Origin of the sequence: Saccharothrix sp. BKS2 (assembly GCF_047689505.1) — a bacterium.
GTDB lineage: Bacteria > Actinomycetota > Actinomycetes > Mycobacteriales > Pseudonocardiaceae > Actinosynnema > Actinosynnema lopnurensis.
On sequence record NZ_JAUQOL010000003.1, the window covers coordinates 378,882 to 401,919 of the forward strand.

The 23,038-nt window shown below is 73.9% G+C and carries 15 protein-coding genes; 2 read left to right on the forward strand and 13 right to left on the reverse strand.

Features of this window, described 5'->3' with window-relative positions; genetic code table 11:
* Positions 1-7 precede the first annotated feature (7 nt).
* The 11 genes from Q5530_RS07305 to Q5530_RS07355 form a co-directional block, all read right to left on the reverse strand.
* Entirely contained in the window at positions 8-1,384 is a 1,377-nt protein-coding gene (locus Q5530_RS07305) for an MFS transporter (RefSeq protein WP_415361475.1), read from the reverse strand.
* Positions 1,385-1,386: 2 nt separating this feature from the next.
* Complete coding sequence (locus Q5530_RS07310; RefSeq protein ID WP_415361476.1) at positions 1,387-1,935, reverse strand: MaoC family dehydratase; 549 nt, start codon at positions 1,933-1,935, stop codon at positions 1,387-1,389.
* Positions 1,932-3,203 carry an aminotransferase class I/II-fold pyridoxal phosphate-dependent enzyme gene (locus tag Q5530_RS07315; RefSeq protein WP_415361477.1) on the reverse strand — a complete coding sequence of 424 codons (1,272 nt, stop codon included), beginning with the start codon at positions 3,201-3,203 and terminating at the stop codon, positions 1,932-1,934. Before Q5530_RS07315 ends, Q5530_RS07310 begins: the two co-directional genes overlap by 4 nt.
* Complete coding sequence (locus Q5530_RS07320) at positions 3,200-4,060, reverse strand: HpcH/HpaI aldolase/citrate lyase family protein (RefSeq protein WP_415361478.1); 861 nt, start codon at positions 4,058-4,060, stop codon at positions 3,200-3,202. The genes Q5530_RS07315 and Q5530_RS07320 overlap by 4 nt, the downstream gene beginning before the upstream one ends.
* Before the next feature lie 3 nt (positions 4,061-4,063).
* Entirely contained in the window at positions 4,064-5,026 is a 963-nt protein-coding gene (locus Q5530_RS07325; protein ID WP_415361479.1) for a quinone oxidoreductase family protein, read from the reverse strand.
* Positions 5,027-5,320: 294 nt separating this feature from the next.
* Positions 5,321-6,745 carry a WGR domain-containing protein gene (locus Q5530_RS07330; RefSeq protein ID WP_415361480.1) on the reverse strand — a complete coding sequence of 475 codons (1,425 nt, stop codon included), beginning with the start codon at positions 6,743-6,745 and terminating at the stop codon, positions 5,321-5,323.
* Between the two features lie 98 nt (positions 6,746-6,843).
* Positions 6,844-8,847, reverse strand: coding sequence for a fibronectin type III domain-containing protein (locus Q5530_RS07335; RefSeq protein ID WP_415361481.1), 2,004 nt, complete (start codon positions 8,845-8,847; stop codon positions 6,844-6,846).
* Positions 8,848-8,939: 92 nt separating this feature from the next.
* Entirely contained in the window at positions 8,940-9,851 is a 912-nt protein-coding gene (locus Q5530_RS07340; RefSeq protein WP_415361482.1) for a Dyp-type peroxidase, read from the reverse strand.
* The gene (locus Q5530_RS07345; RefSeq protein ID WP_415361483.1) at positions 9,848-10,348 is read right to left on the reverse strand and encodes an immunity 26/phosphotriesterase HocA family protein; all 501 of its coding nucleotides are present in this window, start codon (positions 10,346-10,348) and stop codon (positions 9,848-9,850) included. Before Q5530_RS07345 ends, Q5530_RS07340 begins: the two co-directional genes overlap by 4 nt.
* Positions 10,321-18,099, reverse strand: coding sequence for an RHS repeat-associated core domain-containing protein (locus tag Q5530_RS07350; protein WP_415361484.1), 7,779 nt, complete (start codon positions 18,097-18,099; stop codon positions 10,321-10,323). The genes Q5530_RS07345 and Q5530_RS07350 overlap by 28 nt, the downstream gene beginning before the upstream one ends.
* 268 nt (positions 18,100-18,367) lie before the next feature.
* A complete protein-coding gene (locus Q5530_RS07355) occupies positions 18,368-18,616 on the reverse strand; it encodes a DUF6289 family protein (protein WP_380638702.1) in 249 nt (82 codons plus the stop codon).
* A gap of 302 nt (positions 18,617-18,918) precedes the next feature.
* Between Q5530_RS07355 and Q5530_RS07360 the strand changes: the two genes are divergently transcribed.
* Positions 18,919-20,655: a DUF4082 domain-containing protein gene (locus tag Q5530_RS07360; protein WP_415361485.1), complete on the forward strand. Its 1,737-nt coding sequence runs from the start codon at positions 18,919-18,921 to the stop codon at positions 20,653-20,655.
* Positions 20,656-20,878: 223 nt separating this feature from the next.
* Here the strand turns inward: Q5530_RS07360 and Q5530_RS07365 are convergent, their stop codons facing one another.
* Positions 20,879-21,160, reverse strand: a complete 282-nt coding sequence (locus Q5530_RS07365; RefSeq protein ID WP_415361486.1) for a DUF3040 domain-containing protein — start codon at positions 21,158-21,160, stop codon at positions 20,879-20,881.
* Positions 21,161-21,303: 143 nt separating this feature from the next.
* Between Q5530_RS07365 and Q5530_RS07370 the strand changes: the two genes are divergently transcribed.
* Positions 21,304-21,819 (forward strand): mycothiol transferase, encoded by a 516-nt coding sequence (locus Q5530_RS07370; protein WP_380638705.1) that lies wholly within the window; start codon positions 21,304-21,306, stop codon positions 21,817-21,819.
* Between the two features lie 268 nt (positions 21,820-22,087).
* On the opposite strand, the gene Q5530_RS07375 is transcribed toward Q5530_RS07370, so the two are convergent.
* Positions 22,088-23,014, reverse strand: a complete 927-nt coding sequence (locus tag Q5530_RS07375; protein WP_415361487.1) for a helix-turn-helix domain-containing protein — start codon at positions 23,012-23,014, stop codon at positions 22,088-22,090.
* Positions 23,015-23,038: the final 24 nt, after the last annotated feature.

Here is a 23,038-nt window from a genome sequence, read left to right on the forward strand (position 1 = left end):
TCCCCCGTCAGTTCGCGGGTCGGGGCGGGTCGGTGAGGTGGGGCAGGTCGGTGGAGTGGGGCAGGGCAGTGGCCCGGGGCGGGTCCGCAGGTGGGGGTGGGCCGGCGGGGTGAGGCGGATCGGTGGGGTGAGGCGGGTCCGCAGCGCGGCGGACCGTCAGGGCCAGGTACCCGGCGGCGAGCACGACCACCAGGCCGTGCATCAGCGCGGCGACACCCCACGGCGTCCACACCTCCAGCAGCCCCGAGGCGACCAGCAGGCCCAGGCCCAGCCCGGCGTTCTCGGCCATCGCGGTCAGGCCGAAGAACCACCCGCGCGCCGGGTCCGGCTCGGCCTGCACGCGGGTGGTGTAGGTGATCTCGGTGAAGCCGTCGGCCAGCCCCGCCACCAGGGCGACCAGCAGCACCCACGGCTGCCCGATGCCGCTGAACGCCGCGATGAACGCCCCGGACATCACCGCGGTGCCGATCACGAACGCCCACTCGTCGTGCCGCCGACCGCCCCGGTGGAACCGGGACACCAGCCGGTGCGCGGCGAACAGGCCGACCGCCCACGCCGCCCAGAAGTTGCCGACGAACGCCGCCGGGTCGGCCGGGTGGAGCTGCGTGGCGTAGATCGGGATGCCCACCTGGTGCGAGGCCGAGCCGAACGCGTCCACCGAGCGGATCGCCACGACGGCCGCCACGGCGGGGGCGGCGGCCAGGGCCGCGAGCACCAGCCCGCGCCGCTTCGCCGGTCCCGGTCCCGCCTCCGGCCGGGTGGCCGCCCTGCCGGGGAAGCGCAGCGCGACCGAGGCCAGCACCAGCGCGGACAGGCCGAACGTGCCCGCGTTCACCAGGAACGCCGAGGTGTAGCCCACCCAGGTCACCAGGACACCGCCGGTGGCGAAACCGAGCGCCATCGCCACCGCGCGGCCGGTGACCAGCAGCCCGTTGGCGCGCAGGCGGTGCTCCGGGCCGACCAGGTCGGGCACGCTCGCCCGCAGCAGCAGCTGGCTGGTGGTGCTCAGCGCCCCGATCGACACCGCCACCACCGGCAGCAGCGACACCCGCGCGTCGTCCGGGGACAGCGCGAACACCACCAGCACCCCGGCCTGCACCAGGTCGCAGGCGATCATCACCGGGCGGCGCGGCAGCCGGGCCGCCACCGCACCGCCCACCAGGCCCGCGACGAACCCGGTCGCCATCCGCAGCACCAGGAACAGGCCGGTCGCCACGGCGCTGCCGGTCGCCTGGTAGACGAACAGGTTGAGCGCCACCATGTTCAGGTAGCTGCCGAACGACGAGGCCGCGGTGCCCCCGACCAGCACCCGGAACCGGCGCAGGTCGCCCCCGGCCACCCCCGCCGGCCCTCCGGCCACCCCCGCCGGCCCCCGGTCCGCCACGCTCAGTACCCCGCGGTGCGGTGCGGGTCCGCCTCGCGCGTCGGCACCAGGAAGCTGCGCTCGAAGGTCAGCACGACCTCGCCGGTCGACTTGCGCCCGATCGTCCGGCACCGCGCGATGCCGTGGCCCGGCCTGCTCTCCGACAGCCGCTTGTCGGTGATCTCGCTCTCCGCGTAGAGGGTGTCGCCGACGAACACCGGCGCGGTGAGCCGGATCCGGTCCCAGCCCAGGTTCGCGATCGCCTTGCCGCTGGTGCTGCGCGCGGTCATGCCGCCGACGATGCTCAGCGTCACCAGGCTCGACACCAGCGGCCTGCCCCACTCGCCCTGCTCGCTGAACGCGGCGTCGATGTGCAGCGGGGAGTCGTTCATGCTGAGCGCGGACATGAGCACGTTGTCCATCTCGGTGATGGTGCGGCCGGGCCGGTGCTCGATCACCACCCCGACCTGGAGGTCCTCGTAGCAGAACCCGACGACCTCGCGGAACCGGTTCTCCCCCACCTGCCGGAAGCCCACGGGGTGCTCCGGCGGCACCGGCGGTCCCCCGCTCATCGGGCGGTGGCCGGGGTCGCGAGCAGGTCCCCGACGTGCCCGGCGAACGCGGTGATCTCCTCGGCGGGCAGGTCGGCGCGGATCATCACCCGCAGTCCCGCCTCGCCCCGGGGCACGATCGGGAAGAAGATCGCGGAGCTGTAGTAGCCCCGCCGGTACAGCTCCGCCGACAGCTCCACGGCCCGGTCCGCGTCGCCGACGTCGATCCGGCGCACCGGCAGGCCGTTGCCCGCCAGCGGCGTGGGCAGCAGGCGGTCGAACAGGTCGAGGTTGGCGCGCAGCGCGGCCTGGAGCTCGCCCAGCTCCGGCGAGCGGTGCACCTCGGCGCTGCCGAGCGCGGCCCCGATCGTCGGCACCGACACGTCCTGCGACCAGCCCAGCGGGCCGCCGTGGCGGGACAGGAACTCCGCCTTGCGCCTGCTGTCGAGCAGCGCGACCCCGCCGCCGCTGCCGAAGCCCTTGCCCAGGCTGGACACGATCGTGGTCAGCTCGCCGACCTCGGTGCGGGAGCGCACGTACCCCTCGCCGCGCTCGCCCACGATCGACACGGAGTGCGAGTCGTCGATGAACAGGTACAGCCCGTACCGGTTCTGGAGCTCCAGCAGCCCGTCGAGCGCGGCGGCGCCGCCCATGGAGTACGCGCCGTCGCCGACGTAGGCGACGCTCGGGTACCTGCGGCAGGCGTCGGCGAGGAAGTCGAGGTCGTTGTGGTCGCAGGTCAGGACCAGGCTCTCCTCGGCGCAGATCGCCTTGACGTAGGACATGGAGAAGTGCGCGAACCGGTCGAAGACCATCACCCTCGGCCCGCCCGGCGCCAGGTGCCCGGACGCCACCAGCGGCAGGATGCCCGCGGTGGCCGCGGTGCACGTGGTGGCCAGCAGGACCTCCGCGCCGAACAGGTCGCGCAGCTCCTCCTCCAGCCTGCCCTGGATCGTCGGGCGGATGCGGGTGGTGGAGGTCATCAGCTCGATGGTCCCGGTCTCGCGCAGCGCGTCGATCGCGCCCTCCAGCACCCTGGGGTGCCGGTTGAGCCCCAGGTACGAGCAGGACACCATGTTCGCGAACGCGTGGCCGGTGCCCGGCACCACCAGCCGGTTGTTCGACTCGTGCTCGACCTGGATGTCGATCAGCCCGTGGTCGGCGGCGGCCTGCCAGACGGGGTCGGAGTTGCGCACCAGGGCGCTGCTGTTGCGGAAGCGGCGGGCTCCCCGCACGTCCCGGCTCCGCCGGGGGTCGGGCGCCTCGGCGCTGGAGGTCGTCTCCGTCATGGTGTGCGCGTCACGCTCCCGGTGTGGGTGAGGGGTCCGAACTCGGCGAGGAGGCGCTGCGCCGCCTCGAAGAACGGTTTGCCGACCATGCCGCCGTCGACCGTGGTGACGCCGTCGCCGCTGCGCAGCGCGGCCTCCACCACGCGCGTGGCGTGCGCCAGCTCGGCGGCCGTCGGGGAGAACGCCTCGGTGATGACCGGCAGCTGCTCGGGGTGCAGCGCGATCTTGCCGCTGAACCCGAGCTGCTTGGCCAGCAGCGATTCCCGGCGCAGCAGCGCCCGGTCGGCCAGGTCGAAGGTGGGCGAGTCGATGGCGTGCAGGTCGTGCGCCCGCGCGCTGTTCACCAGCACCGACCGGGCGTGCACCAGGGGGTCCCAGGCCGGGCCGATGCCGAGCGCGGCGGCGTAGTCGGCGGACCCGAAGATCAGCGCGCACAGGCCGTGCCCGGCCGCGGCGATCTCCGGCAGCCGCTGCACGCCCAGCGGGGTCTCGATCACCGCGAACAGCGCGGTCGGGCCGCCGAGCACCCCGGCGACGATCTCCAGGTCCCTCGGGGACTCGACCTTGGGCACGAGCACGACCTCCGGCGGCACCGGGAAGTCCCGCAGCGCCAGCAGGTCCCGCACCCCGTCCGGTTCCACGACCGGGTTGATCCGCACCGCGCAGCGCACCGGCAGGCCCCTGGCGGCGGTGAAGAACCGCACGGCGGACCGCCGGGCCTCCTCCTTGCGCGGCGGCGCGACGGCGTCCTCCAGGTCGACCAGGCAGATGTCCGCGCCCGAGCCGTGGCAGGAGGCGAAGCGCTCCGGCGCGGTGGCGGGCGTGCACAGCACGGTCCGGCAGTAGCGGCTGAACATCGCTCAGCCCACCTCCCGCACGTCGACGAGCACCTTGCCGACCGTCTGCCGGGCGGCGAACGCAGCGTGGGCCGCGCCGACCCCGGCCAGCGGCACCACCCGGTCGATCCGCGCGGTCAGCGCCCCCGCGCGAGCCAGGTCGAACAGCGCGTCGGCGATGCCGGTGAGCAGCGCCCGGTCGTCCACCACGTGCCGCATCCAGAACCCGGCCACCCCGACCGAGCCGTCCACCAGCTCCTCGGTGCCGACGTCGACCCACCCGCAGCCCGGCGCGCCGCCGCGCCAGCCGTAGGACACCAGCCGCCCGAACGGGGCCAGGCCGCGCAGCGCCCCCCTCGCCTGGTCGCCGCCGGTCCCGTCCACCACGAGGTCCGCGCCGCGCCCGCCGGTCACCGCGCGCAGCTCCCCGATCTGCTCCGGCGCGAGCACGACGTCCGCGCCGAGTTCGGCGACCACCGCCCGCTTGGCCGCCGTGGAGGCGATCCCGACCACCGGTTTCGCGCCCATCGCCACCGCGAGCTGCACCGCCAGGTGCCCGACGCCGCCCGCGGCGGAGGTCACCGCGACCGACTCGCCCGCCCGCAGCCGGCCCGCCAGGCGCAGCGCGCCGTAGGCGGTGGCGCCCTGCTCGAAGAGGGCCACGGCCTGCGCGTCGTCGAGGTCGTCGGGCACGGGCACGCAGTGCGCGTCGACGGCGGCGGCCACCCGGGCGTACCCGCCGCCCCGGCGCAGCAGCGCCACCACCCGCCGTCCGTCCCACCGGCGCCGCCCGACCACCTCGACCCCGAGCACGGCGGGCAGCGGCAGTCCGGGGTCCGCGCCGCGGCGGTGTTCGAGGTCGTCGAAGTTGATCCCGGCCAACGAGACGTCGACCAGGCTCGCGCCCCGCGGGCACCGGGGTTCGTCGACCTGCTCCACCCGCAGCGCTCCCGGCCCGCCGAACCGGCGGAGGACGACAGCGGCCATCCGTGCGCTCACCGGCGGGGCACCCCCTCGACCAGGTGTGGCTCGGACCACACCGATCGAACATAACCGCCGCCGCGTTCGGCGGGCAACGCTACGGGGAGTCGTGCGCACGGGTTGCCGATGTGACGGCGTGGTGGCGCTTCCCGGCCCGAACGGCGGGCCGGTGGGGGTGGGGTGGCGGCGGTGCGGCCGATCGGCTCAGCACCATGCCGTCACTCGCCCGCTTCGGCGTGGCCGAAACGGCGGCACCCCTGCCCCGTACCCGGGTACGGGGCAGGGGTGCCGCCGGGGCGCTCAGCGGAGGCGCTTGATCTCGCCCCGGGTGCGGTAGAACGACCCGCCGGCCGAGGTGAGCACCTCGGAGACCAGGTACCGGGCGCCGGGCACGCGGATGTTCTTCGGGAACTGCACGCCCCACGAGCGGTCGTACCCGTCGGAGACCACGTGCACCCTGATCCGGCCGCCCTCCCGCACGCACTCCACGAGGACGCCCTCACCGGGGGCGACGTGCGAGACGACCTCCACCTCCGCGGTCGCCTCGACGCGGGCGATGCTGCCGGCCTTGATGTCCTGGCGCGGCGGGAGCTGCCCCTGCTCGGCCGAGCGCACGGCGGCCGGGCCGGCGTCCAGGCAGGCGAGCGACCCGTTCGTGGTCACCAGGTAGAGCCGCTCGTCGCGGTACTGCATGGAGAACGCGGAGCCGCACCCGGTGGCCAGCTTCCACAGCCGGGTCCCGTCGGCGGCGAAGCAGTACACCGAGGAGTGGTTGTCGCCGGCGAAGACGAACTCGCCGTCGGGTGAGGTCGCGCAGGAGAGCACGGGCGCGTCGCAGAGGTAGTCGGCCGTCTTGCGCCCGTCGGACTTGCGGAACCGGTGCACCCGGCCCAGGCTGGTGCCCGCGAAGACCTCGGTGCGCTCCTGCCAGCCGAACAGCACCTCCCCGACGGTGTCGGCGTGCCAGGCCCGGTGGCCGCGGCCGGTGTAGTGGGTGACGCCGCCGGAGTGGCCGTGGAAGACGCCCTCGGGCGCGCACCGGACCATCCAGGCGTTGTCGCCGTTGGCGGGGCACGACCACTGGAACTCGTCCTCGTGGTCCACCACGGTCACCCGGCCCTGCCGGTCGGACACGCCCAGCACGCCGTCGTGGATGTCGAGCCAGTAGATGTCGACGTCGTCCGCGATCTCGTAGGCCACCCGGGGCACCTTGGCGCCCAGGTCGTACACCTGGCCGTCGTCGCACCCCGCGTAGATCCAGAAGCCGTCGGCCACGATGCACTTGACCGCGTCGGGCAGGCCGAAGCGCCCGATGACCCGGCCGTCGTGGGTGAGGGTGTAGACGTCGCCGTTCTCGTTGCCGACCCAGGCGTGGTCCTCCCCGATGAAGATGCCGAACGCCGGGGCGCCCGAGGCGAACCGCCACAGCACCGGCGCCTGGCGGGCGGTCGAGCGGGTGCTGACGATCTGCCGCCGGCTCACCGACCGGCCTTGGCGCGCGCCCTTGACTGCGGGGGCGTAACCCTTGCGCACCTTCTCGCCGATCTTCTTCTCGGCCGCCTTGAGCGCCTTGGCGTGGTCGGCGAAGGTCGCGCTCCTGACCTGCCCCTGTTCCCCGATGCGCCCGTAGGTGATGGTGACCTCGGTGTCGTCGACCCGCACCTCGTAGAACTTGTGCGCGCCGTCCCCGGCCTCCGACAGCTCCAGGTACGTCGTGGCAGACATGCGTTCGCTCCCCCTTCACGTGAACTGCGCCCACGCTATCGGGGGGTACCGACAGAACCGGCGCGGCGCTGGACCGGGCGCCGCGGCGGTGGCGGCGGTCAGACGAGCGGCAGGTACCGGGCCGGCGGGCCGTTGCCGGCGCTGTTGTGGGCCGGCACGGTGGCGCGGACCGGCATGTCGGTGGTGCCGGGGTTGGTGACGACGGTGAAGGTGGTGGCGGAGGTGGGTTCCTGGAGGGTGCAGCTGTCGTCGGAGTCGGCCGACTTGCACACGACCACGCCGTAGGTGACCGCCTCCTGCCCGTTGTCGGCGGGCGGGGTCCAGGACAGGACGACGTTCGCGCCCTCCCGGCGGGAGGACAGGTCCCGGGGCGCGCTGGGCGCGACGACCCCGCTCTGGACGTAGGCGTGGCCACCGGCCGCCGAGCACGTGCCGGTCGCGGCCTTGCCGGCGATCACCTTGTCCTGCGCGGAACCGGTGGGGGGCGCGGTGCAGAGCCCGCTCGCGCCGATCGTGCCCAGGGCGTTCTCACCGAGGGACCAGGTGATCGGTTGGGTGTTGTCGCAGCCGATCGCCGTGGCGGTGAACTGCACCGACTCACCCGGTCTGACCTTGCGGGTGGTCGGCTCGACCTTGAGGGTGGTGATCTTGTCGCCGGATTCCCGGACGGGCCACTCCCCCTGGTGGACGCTGACGCTCTCGTCGAGCTCCAGCAGCGGCACGCGGAAGGTCAGCCCCACGTCGACGCCCAGCGCGATCCGGCCCCGGGGTGTTCGGGTGGAGTCGGCGTCGAAGGTGAACTCCAGCGAGCCCTCGGCGCTGAGCTTGCCGCTGAACGTGAACTTGGGGCACAGCGCCAGCGGGAACCAGCCGATCCAGACCGTGCAGCACTGGAAGTCGTACTCCGCCAGGGGTTTCTCCGGTTCGGCCGAGCCGGAGAACATCGCCGCGAAGCGGCCGTCGAGCGAGGCCCGGACGGTGGCGCTCGCGCTGACCGAGGCGCTGTCGAGGTGGAACCAGGACATGTCCACGTTCACCGACCAGTCCGGGGTGACCGTGACCTCCCCGGTCAGCGCGGCCTCGAAGCCGAGTTCGGCCTCGGCCTGGAGCTTGCTGTCGTCGGTGATCTTGCGCAGCAGATCCTTGCGCGGCCGGGGTTGGCGTGCTTCGGCGACGATGACCTGACCCTTGACCAGTTTCTTCACCTGCGGGGTGGCCTGGTCGAACACCACGCGGTCGTGGGCGATCTCGCTGATGGCGTCCATGCTGTTCACGGTCAGCTTGACGGTCTTCTCACCGATCTTGTAGCCGGGCTCGGCCCTCGCCGTGCCGGCTGTGGACAGCCTCCCGCCCGCGCCGTTGGCGGCGGTCACGCCGACCACGTGGACCACCTTCGGGTCCAGTCCCGTCACCGTCGCCGTGCCGGCGGAGCCCGGGACGGCGACCGACCTGCCTCCCGGCGAGGTCGTCACGGTGTAGGAGGTGATCGCGGCCCCGCCGTCGTCGAGCGGCGGTTGCCAGGTGACGTCCAGCGATCCCTGGGCGCCGTCGCGCGAGGGCACCGCCGACACCGCCCGTGGTTTGCCCGGCGCGTAGGGCGGTTCGGGCACGGCATCGCCCTCGGTCGCGGCCTTGCCGGTGCCGATCTTGTTGGTGGCGGCCACCGAGACGGTCTGCGCCCTGCCGTTGGTCAGCCCGGTCGGGGTGGCGGTGCGGACGTCACCGGCGACGGTGACCTTCTTCCCCGACGGCGCGGCGGTGACCGTGTAGCCGGTGATCGGCGCGCCCCGGTCGGCGCCGGGGTTCCAGTGCACCACCAGGCTCTTGTCGCGGCCCAGCACCGAGTCGATCGTCGGCGCCGGCGGTCGGCGCGCGACGCGCGGCACCACCGGCTCGGACGCGGCCGACCTGGGGGAGGTGGCGCCGCCGACGGTCTCCACCGCGGTGAACGTGTACGCGGTCCGGTTGGTCAGCCCCGTCACGCGGGCCGACGCCCTGTCCCGGTCCTTGACCACGGCGGTCCTGCCGCCGGGTGCGGCGGTGATGGTGACCGACCACTCCCCGGCCGGGTCGCGGTGCTGGTTGGCGGGCAGGAACACCACGACAGCCCTGCACACTGGGCCGTTCGCGGTACTCGACGTTCAACCGGTCAGCCGTCAGGTGGTCGACCGACAGGCGGTCGGCCGGCCGGCGGTCAGCCGACGGGCGGCACCGCGTAGTAACCGCCGCCGACGGTGAGCAGGTACGGGTGCAGGGCGTCGCCCGCCATGCGGGACTGGGCCAGGGCGAAACCCTTCCCGAAGTCGTCCTGGAAGGCCATGAACAGCACGCCCTCGTCCGGGGTGCCCTGCGCGGTGGGCGGGGCCTGGTAGGCCCAGGACCGGCGCAGCATCCGGGGCGCCGGCGCGCCCGGGGTGCGGGGGTTCATGGCGCGCACGTGCGAGTCCAGGGGGATCACCGCGCCCGTCGGGTCGGCGGCGTAGCCGGGGTCGGCGTGGGCGGGGGCGCCGTCGAGCCAGGTGCCGTCCGGGTGGCGGCCGATGACGCGGCGGTGGTGCTCCGGGGTGTCGGCGTCCCAGGACCGGTGCGCCAGGCGGATGACGCGCACCGCGAGGAGGGCGTCACCGGTCGGCAGGAGGACCGACCCGCTGTTGGTCTGCCCCTCCACGAAGCCGAAGGGGTTGCGCTGCAACCCGCCGTCGACGGTGTCGCGGCGGACGGTGGTCTGCCAGGTCGCGCGCGCGTCGGGCAGCGCGGCCAGGAGCCCGGCCAGGCGTTCCCGGCACTCCTCCTCGTCGTCCCCCTCGACCTGGAGGAACGCGTCGGTGTTGCTGCGCTCCGGGATCAGCACCTCGCCGGGGAACGCGGGCATGGCGGTCAGGCCGGGGGTGCCCGGCGCCAGGCGGGCGCCCAGGCCCACCAGGACGTCGGGTTCGCCCCGCAGCTCCAGCAGCGGTGCGGCGGCCCCGGTCCGCAGGAACGCCACCGCCCCCGCCCGCCGGGGGCGGCGCAGGGCCGGGTGCCCGACGGGCGCCGGGCCCGCCGCGCACCCGGCCAACGCGGTCAGCGCCGCACCCGCGAGGAAGGCGCGGCGGGTGGGGCTCACCGCGAGTAGCCCACGACCGGCAGGCCGAGGGCGCGGCCGATCTCGCGGTCCACCGAGAAGTACCCGGCCAGGGTCCACGAGCCGCACGGCTCGGTGTGGGTGGTCGGCTGCCCGTCCCGGTCGAGGTGCTCCCCGCCGCTGGTGCGGAAGCAGTGCCGCTCCAGCAGGTCGGCCGGGGTGGGGTCGTGGTGGGCGACGGTGCGGAAGTAGCCCTTGGACCAGGGCAGGCGGTTGATGAACAGGGGCGGCACGAGCAGGGCGTCCGGGCGCAGGCGGGCGAGGTCCGGCTCGGGCGAGCCGGACACCGCGTCGTAGAGGTAGATCAGGTACGCGCCGGGGATGGGCGCCCGCTCCCGGGGCAGGTCCGCGCCCACGACCCGGCCGAACAGGTGCCTGCCGTCGGCCAGCTCCAGGGTGAACACGTCGCCCGGTCGCACCGCCTTGCGCGAGCCCGTGCCCGCGACCAGGTTCACCGGCGAGGGTTCCGGTTCAGCCACGCCTCACCCCACTTCACGGCCTGATCGTAGTACGGGTGCTTCGGGCTGATGCTGTTGATCTTGTTCTCCCCGCGGTTGCGGTTGATGAGGGCCTGCTCGATGGCGCGGGCCTCGCCGCGGGTCACCGGGCTCTTGGTGACCGGGTCGAGCTCGAAGTCCCGGCCGGAGTGCTGGTTACCCCGCCGCTTCAGGTCGTTGGTGATGCCCGAGTACACGGGGTCGCCGTTGCGGAGGCCCTGGTAGACGTCCACGCCCGCGTCGGCGTTGCGGCCCTGGGTCAGCGCCTTCGGGAACGGCGGCATCGCGTCGAGCGCCTTGCCCGCCCGGCCCAGCCCGCCGAGCCCGCCGAGGGCGCCCATCGCGCAGCCGCCCGCCGCCGCCGCGCCCACGCCGCCCCAGTCGACCTTGCGGCCGGACAGGCGCTGGCCCGCGTAGTTCATCCCGCCGTCGAGCAGGCCACCGACCAGGCAGCCCACCAGCAGCGGGTTGTGGCCGGACGGGTCGGTGAGGTTGGTCGGCGAGTTCGCCGCGTAGGCGTACAGGTTCGTGCCGCCCGCGATGCCGATCGGGTCCTCGGACACGAACCGCTGCAACGCCGGGCTGTAGTAGCGGGCCCGGTAGTGCATGAGGCCCGTGCCGTCGTCCTGGCGGCCGGTGAACGCGAGGTCCGAGCCGCGGCGGTCGCCGGTCGCGACGGGTGTGCCGAACGGGTCGTAGGCCGTGGTCGCGGCCACCGCCCCGTCGCCGCGCCCCAGGGCGATCGGCGAACCGATCACATCGGTCAGGGTCGTGTCGGTGACGCCGGCCGCGGTGCGGGCGAACCACTGGTCCACTCCCCCGGCCAGCTGCGCCGCGGTGACCGCGCCGCCGGCGTCCAGCTCGGCGACCGCGTTCGCGCCGTCGTGGACGAACCTCGTGGTGACGCCGCCGACCACGCGGGCGGTGCGGGTGCCCTCCGCGTCGTAGGAGTAGGTCGAGGTGAGGCCGACGCGGCTGGTGGCGGTGAGCTTGCCGCGCGCGTTCCACGAGTAGGTGGTGGTGCCGTCGCCGCGCAGGTTGCCGTCGGCGTCGTAGGTCAGCGCGACGCCGCCCGCCGAGACCAGGCGGTTGGCGTCGTCGTACACCAGGTCGGCGCGGGCCGCCGGGAGCACCACCCCGGCGAGGCCGCCGGTCACGGAGGTGCGTCGGCCGGCCGGGTCGTAGGTGTAGGCGAGGGCGCCCTTCGGCGTGCCGGCGTGGGCGTAGGAGATGCCCGTGACCTGGCCCGCGGCGTCGTAGGCGTAGGTCTGCGTCCAGCCGCCCGGCAGGGTCAGGGTCCCGACCCGGCCCGCGGCGTCACGGGTCGCCGTGGTGGCCTCGCCACCCCGCGCCACGCCGGTGAACGCGCCCGAGTCGTCGTAGGTGTAGGTGGTGGTGGGCAGTCCGGGCAGGCTGGTGGACGTCTGCCTGCCGCCCTCGTCGTAGCCGTACCCGACGGTGCCGTTCGGGCCGGTCGTGGTGAGCAGGCGGTCCCGCGCGTCGTAGGTGCTGGTGAGCGTGCCGCCGGCCGTGTCGTGCAGCTCGGTCAGGCGGTCGAACGCGTTGTAGGAGTAGGTGAGCCGGGACTCCTGCGCCTGCGGTCCCGTGACGCCGAACCGGGTCGAGGTCGGCCGGTCGAGCAGGTCGAAGGCGGTCTCCGAGCGGGTGCCGGAGCGGTTGACCGAGGCCGTGGCGCGGCCCGCCGCGTCGTAGGTCGTGGTGGCGGTGCGGCCGAGGGGGTCGGTGGTGGACACCGGCCGGTCCTGGCCGTCGTAGGTCCACCGCGTGGTCTTGCCGCGCTGGTCGGTGTACGAGGTGAGGTTGCCGTTGTCGTCGTAGGCGAAGCGGCTCACCCCGCCCAGCGCGTCGGTGACGGTGACCGGCTGGTTGAACACGTCGTACGCGGTCAGGGACTTCGCGCCGGCCGGGTCGGTCTCCTGCACGAGCCGCCCGGCCGCGTCCACGAAGTTCCGGGTCACGCGACCCAGCGGGTCCTTCGCCTCGACCGCGCCGCCCGCCTCGTAGGTGAACGAGGTGACGCCGCCGCCGGGCTCGGTGACCTTCGCGACCTGGCCCGTCGAGGTCCACGTGGTGCCGGTGACGAGGCCGGCCGGGTCGGTGACGGTGAGCGGGTTGCCCTTGGCGTCGTAGGTGTAGGTGGTGGTGCGGCCGGCCGGGTCGGTGGTGCTCAGCGGCCGGTCGAACGGCCCGTAGGTGACCTCGCCGCCGACGAACTCGTCCGCGGTGCCGACCAGCCCGGTGGTCCGGGTGATCCGCTGGGCCGCGTCGTAGGTGTACCCGGTGCGCCTGCCGTGCGGGTCGACGACCGCGTCCACCCGGTTGTCCGGCCCGCGCACGTAGGTGGTGGTGCGGGCCAGGGACGTGCCGTGGGCCGCGGTGTCGGTCGCGACCATGTGGTTGGCGTCGAAGGTGACGCGGCGGACCGCCCCGTTGGGCTGGGTCACGCGCGTCTCGGTGATCGCGCCGGCCGGGTCGAGCGTGTAGGCGAACCGGAAGGTGCCGCCGTCGGCGAGGTCCTGGCGCTGGACGCGGCCGTTGGCGTCGTAGACGACGTCGAGGTAGGCCACGCCGCGCGCGTCGGTGATGCGGGTGATCCGGTTGGCGCTGTCGTAGGTGTAGGTGGTGACCTTGCCCGCGACGTCGGTGGCGGTCGCCAGCCGGCCGGCGGTGTCGTAGGTGTAGGAGGTGGCGCGACCGATGTTGTCGCGCGCCGCGACGACCCGGTTGGTCGAGTCGTACTCCAGGGAGATCCAGCGGCCGTTGGGCGAGACGATCTGGGTGACCTCGCCGTTGGCGCCGCTCGGCCGGATGAAGGTGACCTGGTTGCCGTTGCGGTCCTGCATGGCGCGAGCGCGGGCGTACCAGGGGAAGAAGTACTTGGTGCCGTCGCGCAGGGTCAGCACCCAGTCGCCGTCGACCTGGGCGATGGTGGAGCCGGTGTAGCGGCCCGGTGAGCCGACCGCGCCGAACACGGCGTCGCTGTAGCCCGTGCCGGGCGAGGTGCGCACGTAGTGCGCCCGGCCGCCGCCGGGGGTGTAGAGGTCGACCTCCTGGTACTGGCGCTCGGAGGCCAGGAACATGTTGAAGTCGGCGCCGGAGTTCAGGCCGAACTCGCGGACCTGGCCGTCACCCTGCCAGTACATGCGGGTGAGCGAGATCGGCATGGTGTCGCCGAGGCCGAGGTCGGTGTGCGAGTCGGTGAGCAGGCCCGTGGACAGGTCCACCGGGTCACCGGACAGCTTGTCGATCAGGTCCTGCCACCACGGCTTGTCCGGCTTGGGGTTGCCGGGCGTGTTGAACATGGCCCCGTCGAGGGTCCACAGCCGGGTCTTCTCGTCCGGCACCACGCGCGTGCCGCCGTCGTCGACGCGGCCCTTGCCGTAGACGTACCAGCCCTTGTCGGCCGGGTCGTAGTTCCAGAAGTCGACCTCGGCGCCGGGCGGCAGGTCGGTGTAGTTCGGGTACACCACCGACGCGCCGTCCGGGAAGATCGACGTCCCGCCCGGCTGGACGGTGAAGTACGTGGGCACGATGCCGTTGCGCGGCAGCGGGTACGGCGGCCGGTCCACCGGGATGGCGGTGATGCCCAGCTCCCGCACCACGTTGCCGTCCTGGTCGCGCACCACGGACCCGGCCGGGACGCGGACCTCGAGGCCCGGCACGTCCGGGGTGGTCAGCACGGTCTCGCGGGTGGTCGGCGCACCGATCCTGACCGTGTTGCGCATGTCCAGGCGCGGCAGCCAGACCGGCGCGTCCAGCGGGGTGGTGACGTCCGGCCGGACCTTGGCGCGGATGCGGAAGGTGCCGTAGCGGACGGGGGCGGTCTCGGCGGCGTAGCCGTCCACGACGAGCGTGGTGGCGTTGGTCCGGACGCCGGTGAGCAGGAAGCGGCCCTGCGCGTCGGTGGTGGTGCGGACGTCGTCGACGCGCACCGGGATGTCCCGCAGCGGCGCGCCGTCGAGGCCGCGCACGTGGCCGCTGACCGCCGTCTTGCCGGGCGCGGCGACCAGGTCGGTGACCGGCTCGGGGTCCGGGCGGCGGGTGGCCCAGTCGACGCCGTCGAGGTTGCCCTGGTCGGGTGACCAGGCCGGGGCCAGGTCGGGTTCCGGGGTGCGGTCCGGGGTGGCCGCGTTCGGCGAGCGCAGGTCGGCGGGCACCCGACCGGGGGCGGGGCGCGTCGGCCGGGGGTCGTCGACGTTGCGGGCCGCGTCGGGCTTGCGGGCGGCCGGTGTGGTCGCCGGTCGGGCCTGCGTCCCCTCGGTGGCCTGCGGCTCCGCCGGGGTGAGCTCGGTCCTGGCGGAGGCGGCGCCGGCGGGCCGGGTGGCGGTGAACGTGACGGACCCGACCAGCGCGGCCGTCGGCATCACGACCAGCCGGTACGTGCCGGCCGAGGGCAGCGTGACGTCAAGCGTGCTGTTGCCGTACTTGGCCGCGCCGACGCGGCTGCCGTTGGGCGCGTTGAGCTGCCAGTCCAGGTCGCAGCAGCCGAACGCCGAGGACGTGCCGGTGGAGGTGATGACGACGCGCTGGTTGGCGGCGGCGGTGAACGTGGCGAAGGCGTCCTGGCCGGGGTTGGTGAAGGTGACGGGCTTCGCCGTGCCGTCGAGGGGCAGCGGGCCGAGGTCGAGGTCCGCCGGGACGTTCCACGCCTTGACGGTCGTGGCGCCGACGAGGGCGGCGGCCGGGTCGAAGTCGATCCGGTACGTGCCGTCCTGCGGCAGCGCGATCGTGTCCAGCGTGCTGTTGCCGTACTTCGCCGTGCCGACCCGGGCGCCGTTGGGTGCGGTCAGCCACCAGTCCAGGTCGCAGCAACCGAACGCCGAGGACGTGCCGCTGGTCTGGACGAGGACCCGTTGGCCCGTGACGCCCTGGAACGTGGTGTACCCGTTCTGGCCCGGGTTGGTGAAGGTGACCGTCTTCGCGGTGCCGTCCAAGGACTGCTGGCCCGCGTCGAAGTCGGCGGGGACGGTCCACGCCTTGACCGTCGTGGCACCGACCAGGGCGGCGGCCGGGTCGAAGTCGATCCGGTACGTGCCGTCCTGCGGCAGCGCGATCGTGTCCAGCGTGCTGTTGCCGTACTTGGCCGAACCGACCCGGGCGCCGTTGGGCGCGGTCAACCACCAGTCCAGGTCACAGCAACCGAACCCGGACGACGTGCCGCTGGTCTGCACCAGGACCCGTTGGCCCGCGGTGCCCTGGAACGTGGTGTACCCGTTCTGACCGGGGTTGGTGAACATCACCGTCTTCGCGGTGCCGTCCAACGCCTGCGCACCGGCGTCGAAGTCGGCCGGCACGGTCCACGCCTTGACCGTCGTGGCACCGACCAGGGCGGCGGCCGGGTCGAAGACCACCCGGTACGTGCCGTCCTCGGGCAGGGCGATGGTGTCCAGCGTGCTGTTGCCGTACTTCGCCGAACCGACCCGGGCGCCGTTGGGCGCGGTCAGCCACCAGTCGAGATCACAGCAACCGAACCCGGACGACGTGGCACTGGTCTGGATCAGCACCCGCTGACCGGCCGTGCCCTGGAACGTGGTGTACCCGTTCTGGCCCGGGTTGGTGAACGTCACCGTCTTCGCCGTGCCGTCCAACGCCTGCGCACCGGCGTCGAAATCAGCCGGCACGGTCCACGCCTTGACCGTCGTCGAGCCGACCAGGGCGGCCGCCGGGTCGAACACCACCCGGTACGTGCCGTCCTGCGGCAGCGCGATCGTGTCCAACGTGCTGTTGCCGTACTTCGCCGAACCCACCCGCGAACCGTCCGGCGCGGACAACCACCAGTCCAGGTCACAGCAACCGAACCCGGACGACGTGCCGCTGGTCTGGATCAGCACCCGCTGCCCGGCCGTGCCCTGGAACGTGGTGAAGCCGTTCTGACCGGGGTTGCCGAAGGTGACCGTCTTCGCGGTCCCGTCCAACGCCTGCGCACCCGCGTCGAAATCAGCCGGCACGGTCCACGCCTTGACCGTCGTCGAGCCGGTCAGAGCGGCGGCCGGGTCGAACACCACCCGGTACGTGCCGTCCTGCGGCAGCGCGATCGTGTCCAGCGTGCTGTTGCCGTACCTGGCGGCCCCCACGCGGGTGCCGTCCGGCGCGGACAACCACCAGTCCAGGTCGCAACAACCCAGGCCCGAGGACGTGCCGCTGGTCTGCACCAGGACCCGCTGGCCCGTGGTGCCCTGGAACGTCGTGAAGCCGTTCTGGCCCGGGTTACCGAAGGTGACCGTCTTCGCGGTCCCGTCCAAGGACTGCGCGCCCGCGTCGAAGTCGGCGGGGACGTTCCACGCGGCGATCGTGGTCGAGCCGGTGAGCCCGCGAGCCGGGTCCAGCCGGATGAGGTAGGTGCCGGTCTGCGGCAGGGTCGTGGTGTCCAGGGTGCTGTTGCCGTACCTCGCGGCCCCGACCCGGGTGCCGTCCGGCGCGACCAGCCACCAGTCCAGGTCGCAGCAGCCGAACCCGGACGACGTGGCGCTCGTCTGGATCAGCACCCGCTGACCGGCCGTGCCCTGGAACGTGGTGTGGCCGTTGCGGCCGGGGTGGGTGGTGGTGACGGTCTTCGCGGTGCCGTCCAGCGGCTGCGCGCCCGCGTCGAGGTCGGCGGGCACCCGGTGCACGGTCACCGAGGTGGTGCCGGCGGTGGCCGAGGTGTTGCGCAGCACGATCGTCCGCAGGCCCGCGCCGGTCGCGGGGCCGGTCTCGATCCAGCCGTTCGTGCCGGGGCACGACGCCGAGCCGGTCTGCCGGTTGCGCTCGTCGTAGGCGCGGGCTTCGAGGTTGCAGGAGCCGAACGTGCCGCCGCTCAGCGTCACGGCGAAGCGCTCGCCGTCGGCGGCCGCGAAGTGGCGCAGCGCGTACTTCCCGGCGGGGATCGCGACCTGGGTCGCGGTGTCCACGGGGATCGCGCCGGCCGAGTCGATGTTCTCCGGCGCGACGCCCGAGGGCGGCACCACGAAGACGGCGGAGCTGGTCGCGGTGCCGGCGGGGGTGCTGAACGAGAACGGGCCCGAGGCCGCGCCGGGCGGCACGGTGACGGTGAGGCTGGTGTCGGTGCGCGCGGTGACCGGGGCGAGGACGCCGTTGAGCCGCACCAGGTTGTTGGCGAACTCGGGATCGGTGTGGACGACGTCGAGGGTGACGGTGGCGCCCGGGGCGGCGGCCCGGGGCGTGAAGCCGGTCAGCGCGGGCCGGTCGTCGCCGACGACCACGACGCCGTCGAGGGCGGCCGTGCCGTTCGGCGACGTGACCTCCAGCGGGCCGCTCGTGGCGCCGTCGGGAACGGTCACGACGAGTTCGGTCGCCTCGGCGGAGGTGACCGGCGCCGGGGCGCCGTTGATCCGGGCGGTGGTGCCCGAGGTGGTGAAGCCCTTGCCGGTGACGGTGATGGAGTCGCCGGGGCGCACCCTGCCGGGCACCGCCGACAGCACCGCCACCGCGGGCGTGCCGAGCCGCTCGACGCCGGTCACGTTGCCGGCGGCGTCGTAGCGGTAGCGGGCGACCGAGCCGTCCGCGGCCACGACGCCGGTGAGCCGCCCGAGGGCGTCGTAGGCGTAGGACGCGGCACCGGGCGGCGGCTCGGGGGCCTGGTCGGCGACCTGCCGGGTGACCGGCTGCGGGGCGGCGGGCCGGGGCTGGGCGCCGGAGTAGCCGGCCGTCGACCCGGCGACGGTCAGGACGGCCAGGAACAGGGTGGAGAGGCGTCTGGACGAGCGCGGCACGTCGTCTCCTCGGGGCAGGGTCGCGAGCAGGGGCACAACCCCGGCCGAGGGGTCGGCCGGTCGGGACTACGGGGGTCGGGCACTACGGGGCAGGGGCATTGCGCTGGTCTTTCGTCGTCGGGGAGCGGGGCATTACAGAAGTCACTCGGACGGCCGCAGAACGTGTCATTCGCAGTCGCGTGGACTGGGCGGTTCGGCACACGCCGTTGCGCCGAACCGGCCCGAAGTCCGCGGCGGAGCCGCGTTCGGCCACGTCAGCACGCGGGCGTCATTCCGGTTGGCACTGGGCCTGCGTGGTCTCCACGTACCGCGACGTCTGGCCCCACTGGTCGGTCGTGCCGTCGCAGAACTTCGTGGAGCCGCCGACCACCACGGTCCACGCGCTGTCGGCGTAGTAGGTCCTGGTGCACTGGTAGCCGGCCTTGCACACCGGGATCGCCTGGGCGGGCGCGGCGGACAGGACTGCGGTCGCCACGGCCGAGGCGACCGCGGCCGCGGTGAGGAAACGGCGGATCATGTCGAACCCCCAAAGTTGATTTCCTTTCACATTAGTGGGGTGGGAACGGGGCGAAATCGTCCGATCGGTCTCACCGGAGGGGCGCCGGCCACGGCCGAAAAGCCGCTTTCCCTCGCCACCCCCGAATATCGGGGGTCCACGATCACCCGCCCGGGTTCACCGCGCGGCCGACCGCCCCGATCGCGCACCGTGCCGTGGAATACCGCAGGGGCAAGGAAAAAGCGGTAACGGTGGCTCGGGGCCCACCGATCCCCGACGTATCCGCGGGCCGTCCCGGCCCCGAGGGGAAAGGCGAAAAAACCATGCCTTCGTCAGGAACCGACCGAAGATCAGGCAGACCGCGGGCACGGCTGCTCGCCATCGCGGTGGTCGTGCCCGCCCTGCTCATCGCACCCGTCGCGCCCGCGTCCGCCGCCGACCAGCCCGGCGTCCGGGCGGCCGCGCTGACCGCCACCAGCCCGGTCGACGGCGCGGGCACCGTCGCGCTGACCCCGGCGGTGAGCGCCACCTTCACCGAAGCGCTCGCCGAGCCCTCCCTCCAGTTCACCCTCGCCGGACCCGCGGGCCCGGTCGCCGGCCAGGTGTCGCTCCCGGCCGGCACGACCGCGCGGTTCGTCCCGTCCGCGCCGCTGGCCCCGGGCACCGCCTACACCGCGTCGGTCCAGGCCGACGACGCCACGGGCACCCCGGTCGGACCCCACACCTGGACGTTCACCACGGGCGCGCCGCGCGGCGCGGACTGCCCGTGCACGATCTGGGACGACTTCGCGATGCCCGCCCTGACCACCACCGGCGACACCGGGGCGGTGGAGCTGGGCACGAAGGTCTACTTCACCAGCCGGGGCGAGGTGCTGGGCGTCCGGTTCTACAAGGGCGAGGGCAACAACGGCACCCACACCGGCTCGTTCTGGTCGGCCACCGGGCAGCGGCTGGCGACCGGCACGTTCACCGGCGAGACCGCGTCCGGCTGGCAGACGCTGCTCTTCGACGACCCGGTGGTCGTGGAGGTCGACACGACCTACGTGGTGTCGTACTTCGCGCCCCAGGGCCACTACGCGATGGAGCTCGGCTACTTCGGCGTCCCCCGCAGGCCGATCGGCTACGGGCACGTCCAGGCCGTGTCCGACAGCGCGGCCACCCCCAACGGCGTGTTCCGCTACGGCGGCGGGATGCCCGTCTCCTACTACCAGGGTTCGAACTACTGGGTGGACGTCGTCTACCGCCACGGCACGAACGGCGACCACACCCGGCCGGTGCTCGACACCCGGACCCCGGCCCCGGACGCGACGTCCGTGGGGCTGGACGCCGGCCTGACCCTGGGCTTCAGCGAGGCGGTCGACCTCGCGTCGTCGCAGGTCCTGATGACCGACGACGGCCAGGCGCGCCTGGCGGGCACCCCGACGCGGTCCGCCGACGGCAGGACCGTGACCTGGACACCCGCCGCCCCGCTCGCGCCGAGCACCCGCTACACCGCGACCGTGCTCGCCGCCGACGTCAACGGCAACGTCATGGCGCCCGCCGCGACGTGGACGTTCACCACCGAGGCCCAGGCCGCGTGCCCGTGCTCGCTGTTCAGCGAGGCGACCGTGCCCGACGAGCCGTCCGCCGGCCAGCGCATCGCGGTCGAGCTGGGCGTGCGGTTCGGCTCCTCCACGGCCGGCTCCGTCACCGCCGTCAAGTTCTACAAGGGGAACGGGGACACCGGCACCCACACCGGTTCGCTGTGGACCGACCAGGGCGTCCTGCTGGCGACCGGCACGTTCACCGGTGAGACCGCCTCCGGGTGGCAGACCCTGACCTTCGACGCCCCCGTGCCCGTGGAGGCGGGGCAGGTCTACGTGGCCTCCTACTACTCGCCCACCGGGCAGTACGCGGTCAACCGGGACTACTTCGGCAAGCGGGGGCCGTTCACCTCGGAACCGCTGTGGACGGCGCCCGGTCCCTACGCGAACGGCAGGTACCGGACGGGCGGCGGGTTCCCGGACAGCCACTACATCGGCAACAACTACTGGGTGGACGTCGTCTTCACCACGGGGTGAGCGCGGCGCTCCACCGGGGTGGGGGCCCGGCTCTCCCGACGGCCTCGCCGGCCGTCGGGAGAGCCGGGCCGTCGGGGTCGGGGTGCCTCCGCCTGCCGCGGCACGCGCCGGCGCACGTCGCCCGCTCGGTCGTCGCCCAGCCCAGGCACCGCCGCGACAGACCGCGCGCACCTCCGCAACACCCGCACCGCAGTGTCGTCGAGGTCCGGGGCCACCGAGCCGGTCACGCCCCCGAGCCGGTGCGCCCCGCGCGCTCGCCCCTCATCACGTGCGCGCCGGCCGCGCACACGAACGCGACGACGCTCCAGAAGACCAGCGAGAACGTCGCCGTCACCAGGCCCAGCACCAGCAGCAGCGCGCCGAGGGCGCACACGACCAGGACGGCCCTGGCCGGCCCGCCCGACCTGGCCAACCCGGTGCGCAGCACCTCGGCCAGCGCCGGGTCGGCCGCGGCCAACCGCCGCTCGATCTCGGCGAGCCGGCGTTCCTCGTCACGGCTGAGCATCGCGGGCTCCAACCATCCGGCGGCGACCTGGTCCTCGCCGGCCGGATACCCGGCGCGCCAGGGGGAAAACGGGCCCCGCCGACCTGCCACCGGATGGACGAGCGGGTAGCGTCCCGGTCGAGACCGCTGGAGGAAGAGCGCGCATGGACGAGGTCACCGCGGTGGACGTGCTGGCGGACGGGTTCGAGCGGGTCCGCGGGTCGGTGGAACGCGTGCTGGACGGCCTGACCCAGCGGCAGCTGGCGCACCGGGTCGGCGGCACGGCCAACTCGATCGCCTGGCTGGTCTGGCACCTGACCCGCGTGCAGGACGACCACGTGGCCGAGGTCGCGGGCACCGAGCAGGTCTGGACCGCCGGGGGCTGGGCGGGGCGCTTCGACCTGCCGCTGCCGAACGGGGACACCGGCTACGGGCACGACAGCGGGGAGGTCGCCGCGGTCGTGGCGCCCGCCGACCTGCTGCTGGGCTACCACCGGGCGGTGCACGAGCGCACCGCGGCCTACGTGCGCGGGCTGGGCCCCGAGGACCTGGCCCGGGTGGTGGACGAGTCGTGGGACCCGCCGGTGACGCTGGCGGTGCGGCTGCTCAGCGTGGTGGAGGACGACCTCCAGCACGTGGGCCAAGCCGCCTTCGCGCGGGGCGTCCTGCCGGGGGACTGAGCCCCTCCGGCACGGGAGGGGCCCACCCGATGGTGGCCCGCCCCCTCTGTCGATCCCCCCGGGCGGGCCACCACGACCAGTCTGGCGGACCACTCCTGCACGAACCTTGCACGAACCTTGAGTTCCCCGGTGGGGCGCGCCGACCCGTGCCGGGGGTGACGGGACCGCGACGTCACGGCCGGCCTTCCCGCTCCTCCGCGACGTCGAGGTCCGGGCGGGCGGGTCCGGGGCGACGACCCGCCGCCGCGCGCCCGCGTCCCGGGGCGGGTCATTCCCACTCCCAGGCGATGCCGTACACGCCGGGCTCGCACTTCGGCAGGTAGGTGTGGGCCTGGCCCGCCGGGTCGATCAGGATGCGCCGGCGCGACGTGGCGGGTGCGTCGACGCTGGGGCGCCGGTACTCGTAGCAGCGCGCGGGGAGGGTGGCGCGGTCGAAGCAGACGCGCAGCAGGTAGCCGTCGCAGGCGGTGCGGAAGCGGCGCTCGTGGCCGCGCGAGGGCACGTCGCTCTCCCCCATCACCCACTCGTACTCGACCACCGCGGTCTCGTTCCTGCCCAGGACCCGCCCGAACTCGATCGCGGCGGAGGCGTACCCGCTGTCCTCGGCCACCTTCACCTCGCCGAGCCGGCCGCCGCCGCGCACGGTCAGGTGCGACGGCATCACGTCGCCCTCGTCCACGCCGTGCACGGTGATGAAGCGGTCGCACCCGTCGCCCGCGCCGCGCAGCACCTGCGTGGCCGAGACGCGGCGCAGCGACCGGCGGGCGTCGACGGAGCAGACCTCGGTGGTGGTGAGCACGGTGACGTCCGGGTTCGGCTCGGCGAGGTCGCCCAGCACGCTGCGGATGGGCGAGTCCGCGCCGTAGAGGTCCTCCATGCTCAGGCTGCCACCGGTGGTGCGCCGGCCGCGCGGGCGGGGCGGTTCCAGGAACTCGAACAGGGTGTCCGGCGGCAGGTCGAGGATGCCCTCCAGCTCGCGCAGCGCCCGCAGCGAGTTGGGCCGCTCGGGTCGGCTGCGGCCCTGCTGCCAGTAGCTCAGCGTGGCGATGCTGATCTCGACGCCGCGGTCCGCGAGCCGGGCGCGGATGCGGTCGAGGGTGAGGTCGCGCCGCGCTATGGCGATGCGCAGGGCGTCGGCGAACTTCTCCTGGCTCAGGACCTGCTCGGGTCCGGGTCGTTGCTGTGGAGCTGCCATGACCGAGTATGACCACCCAAAACG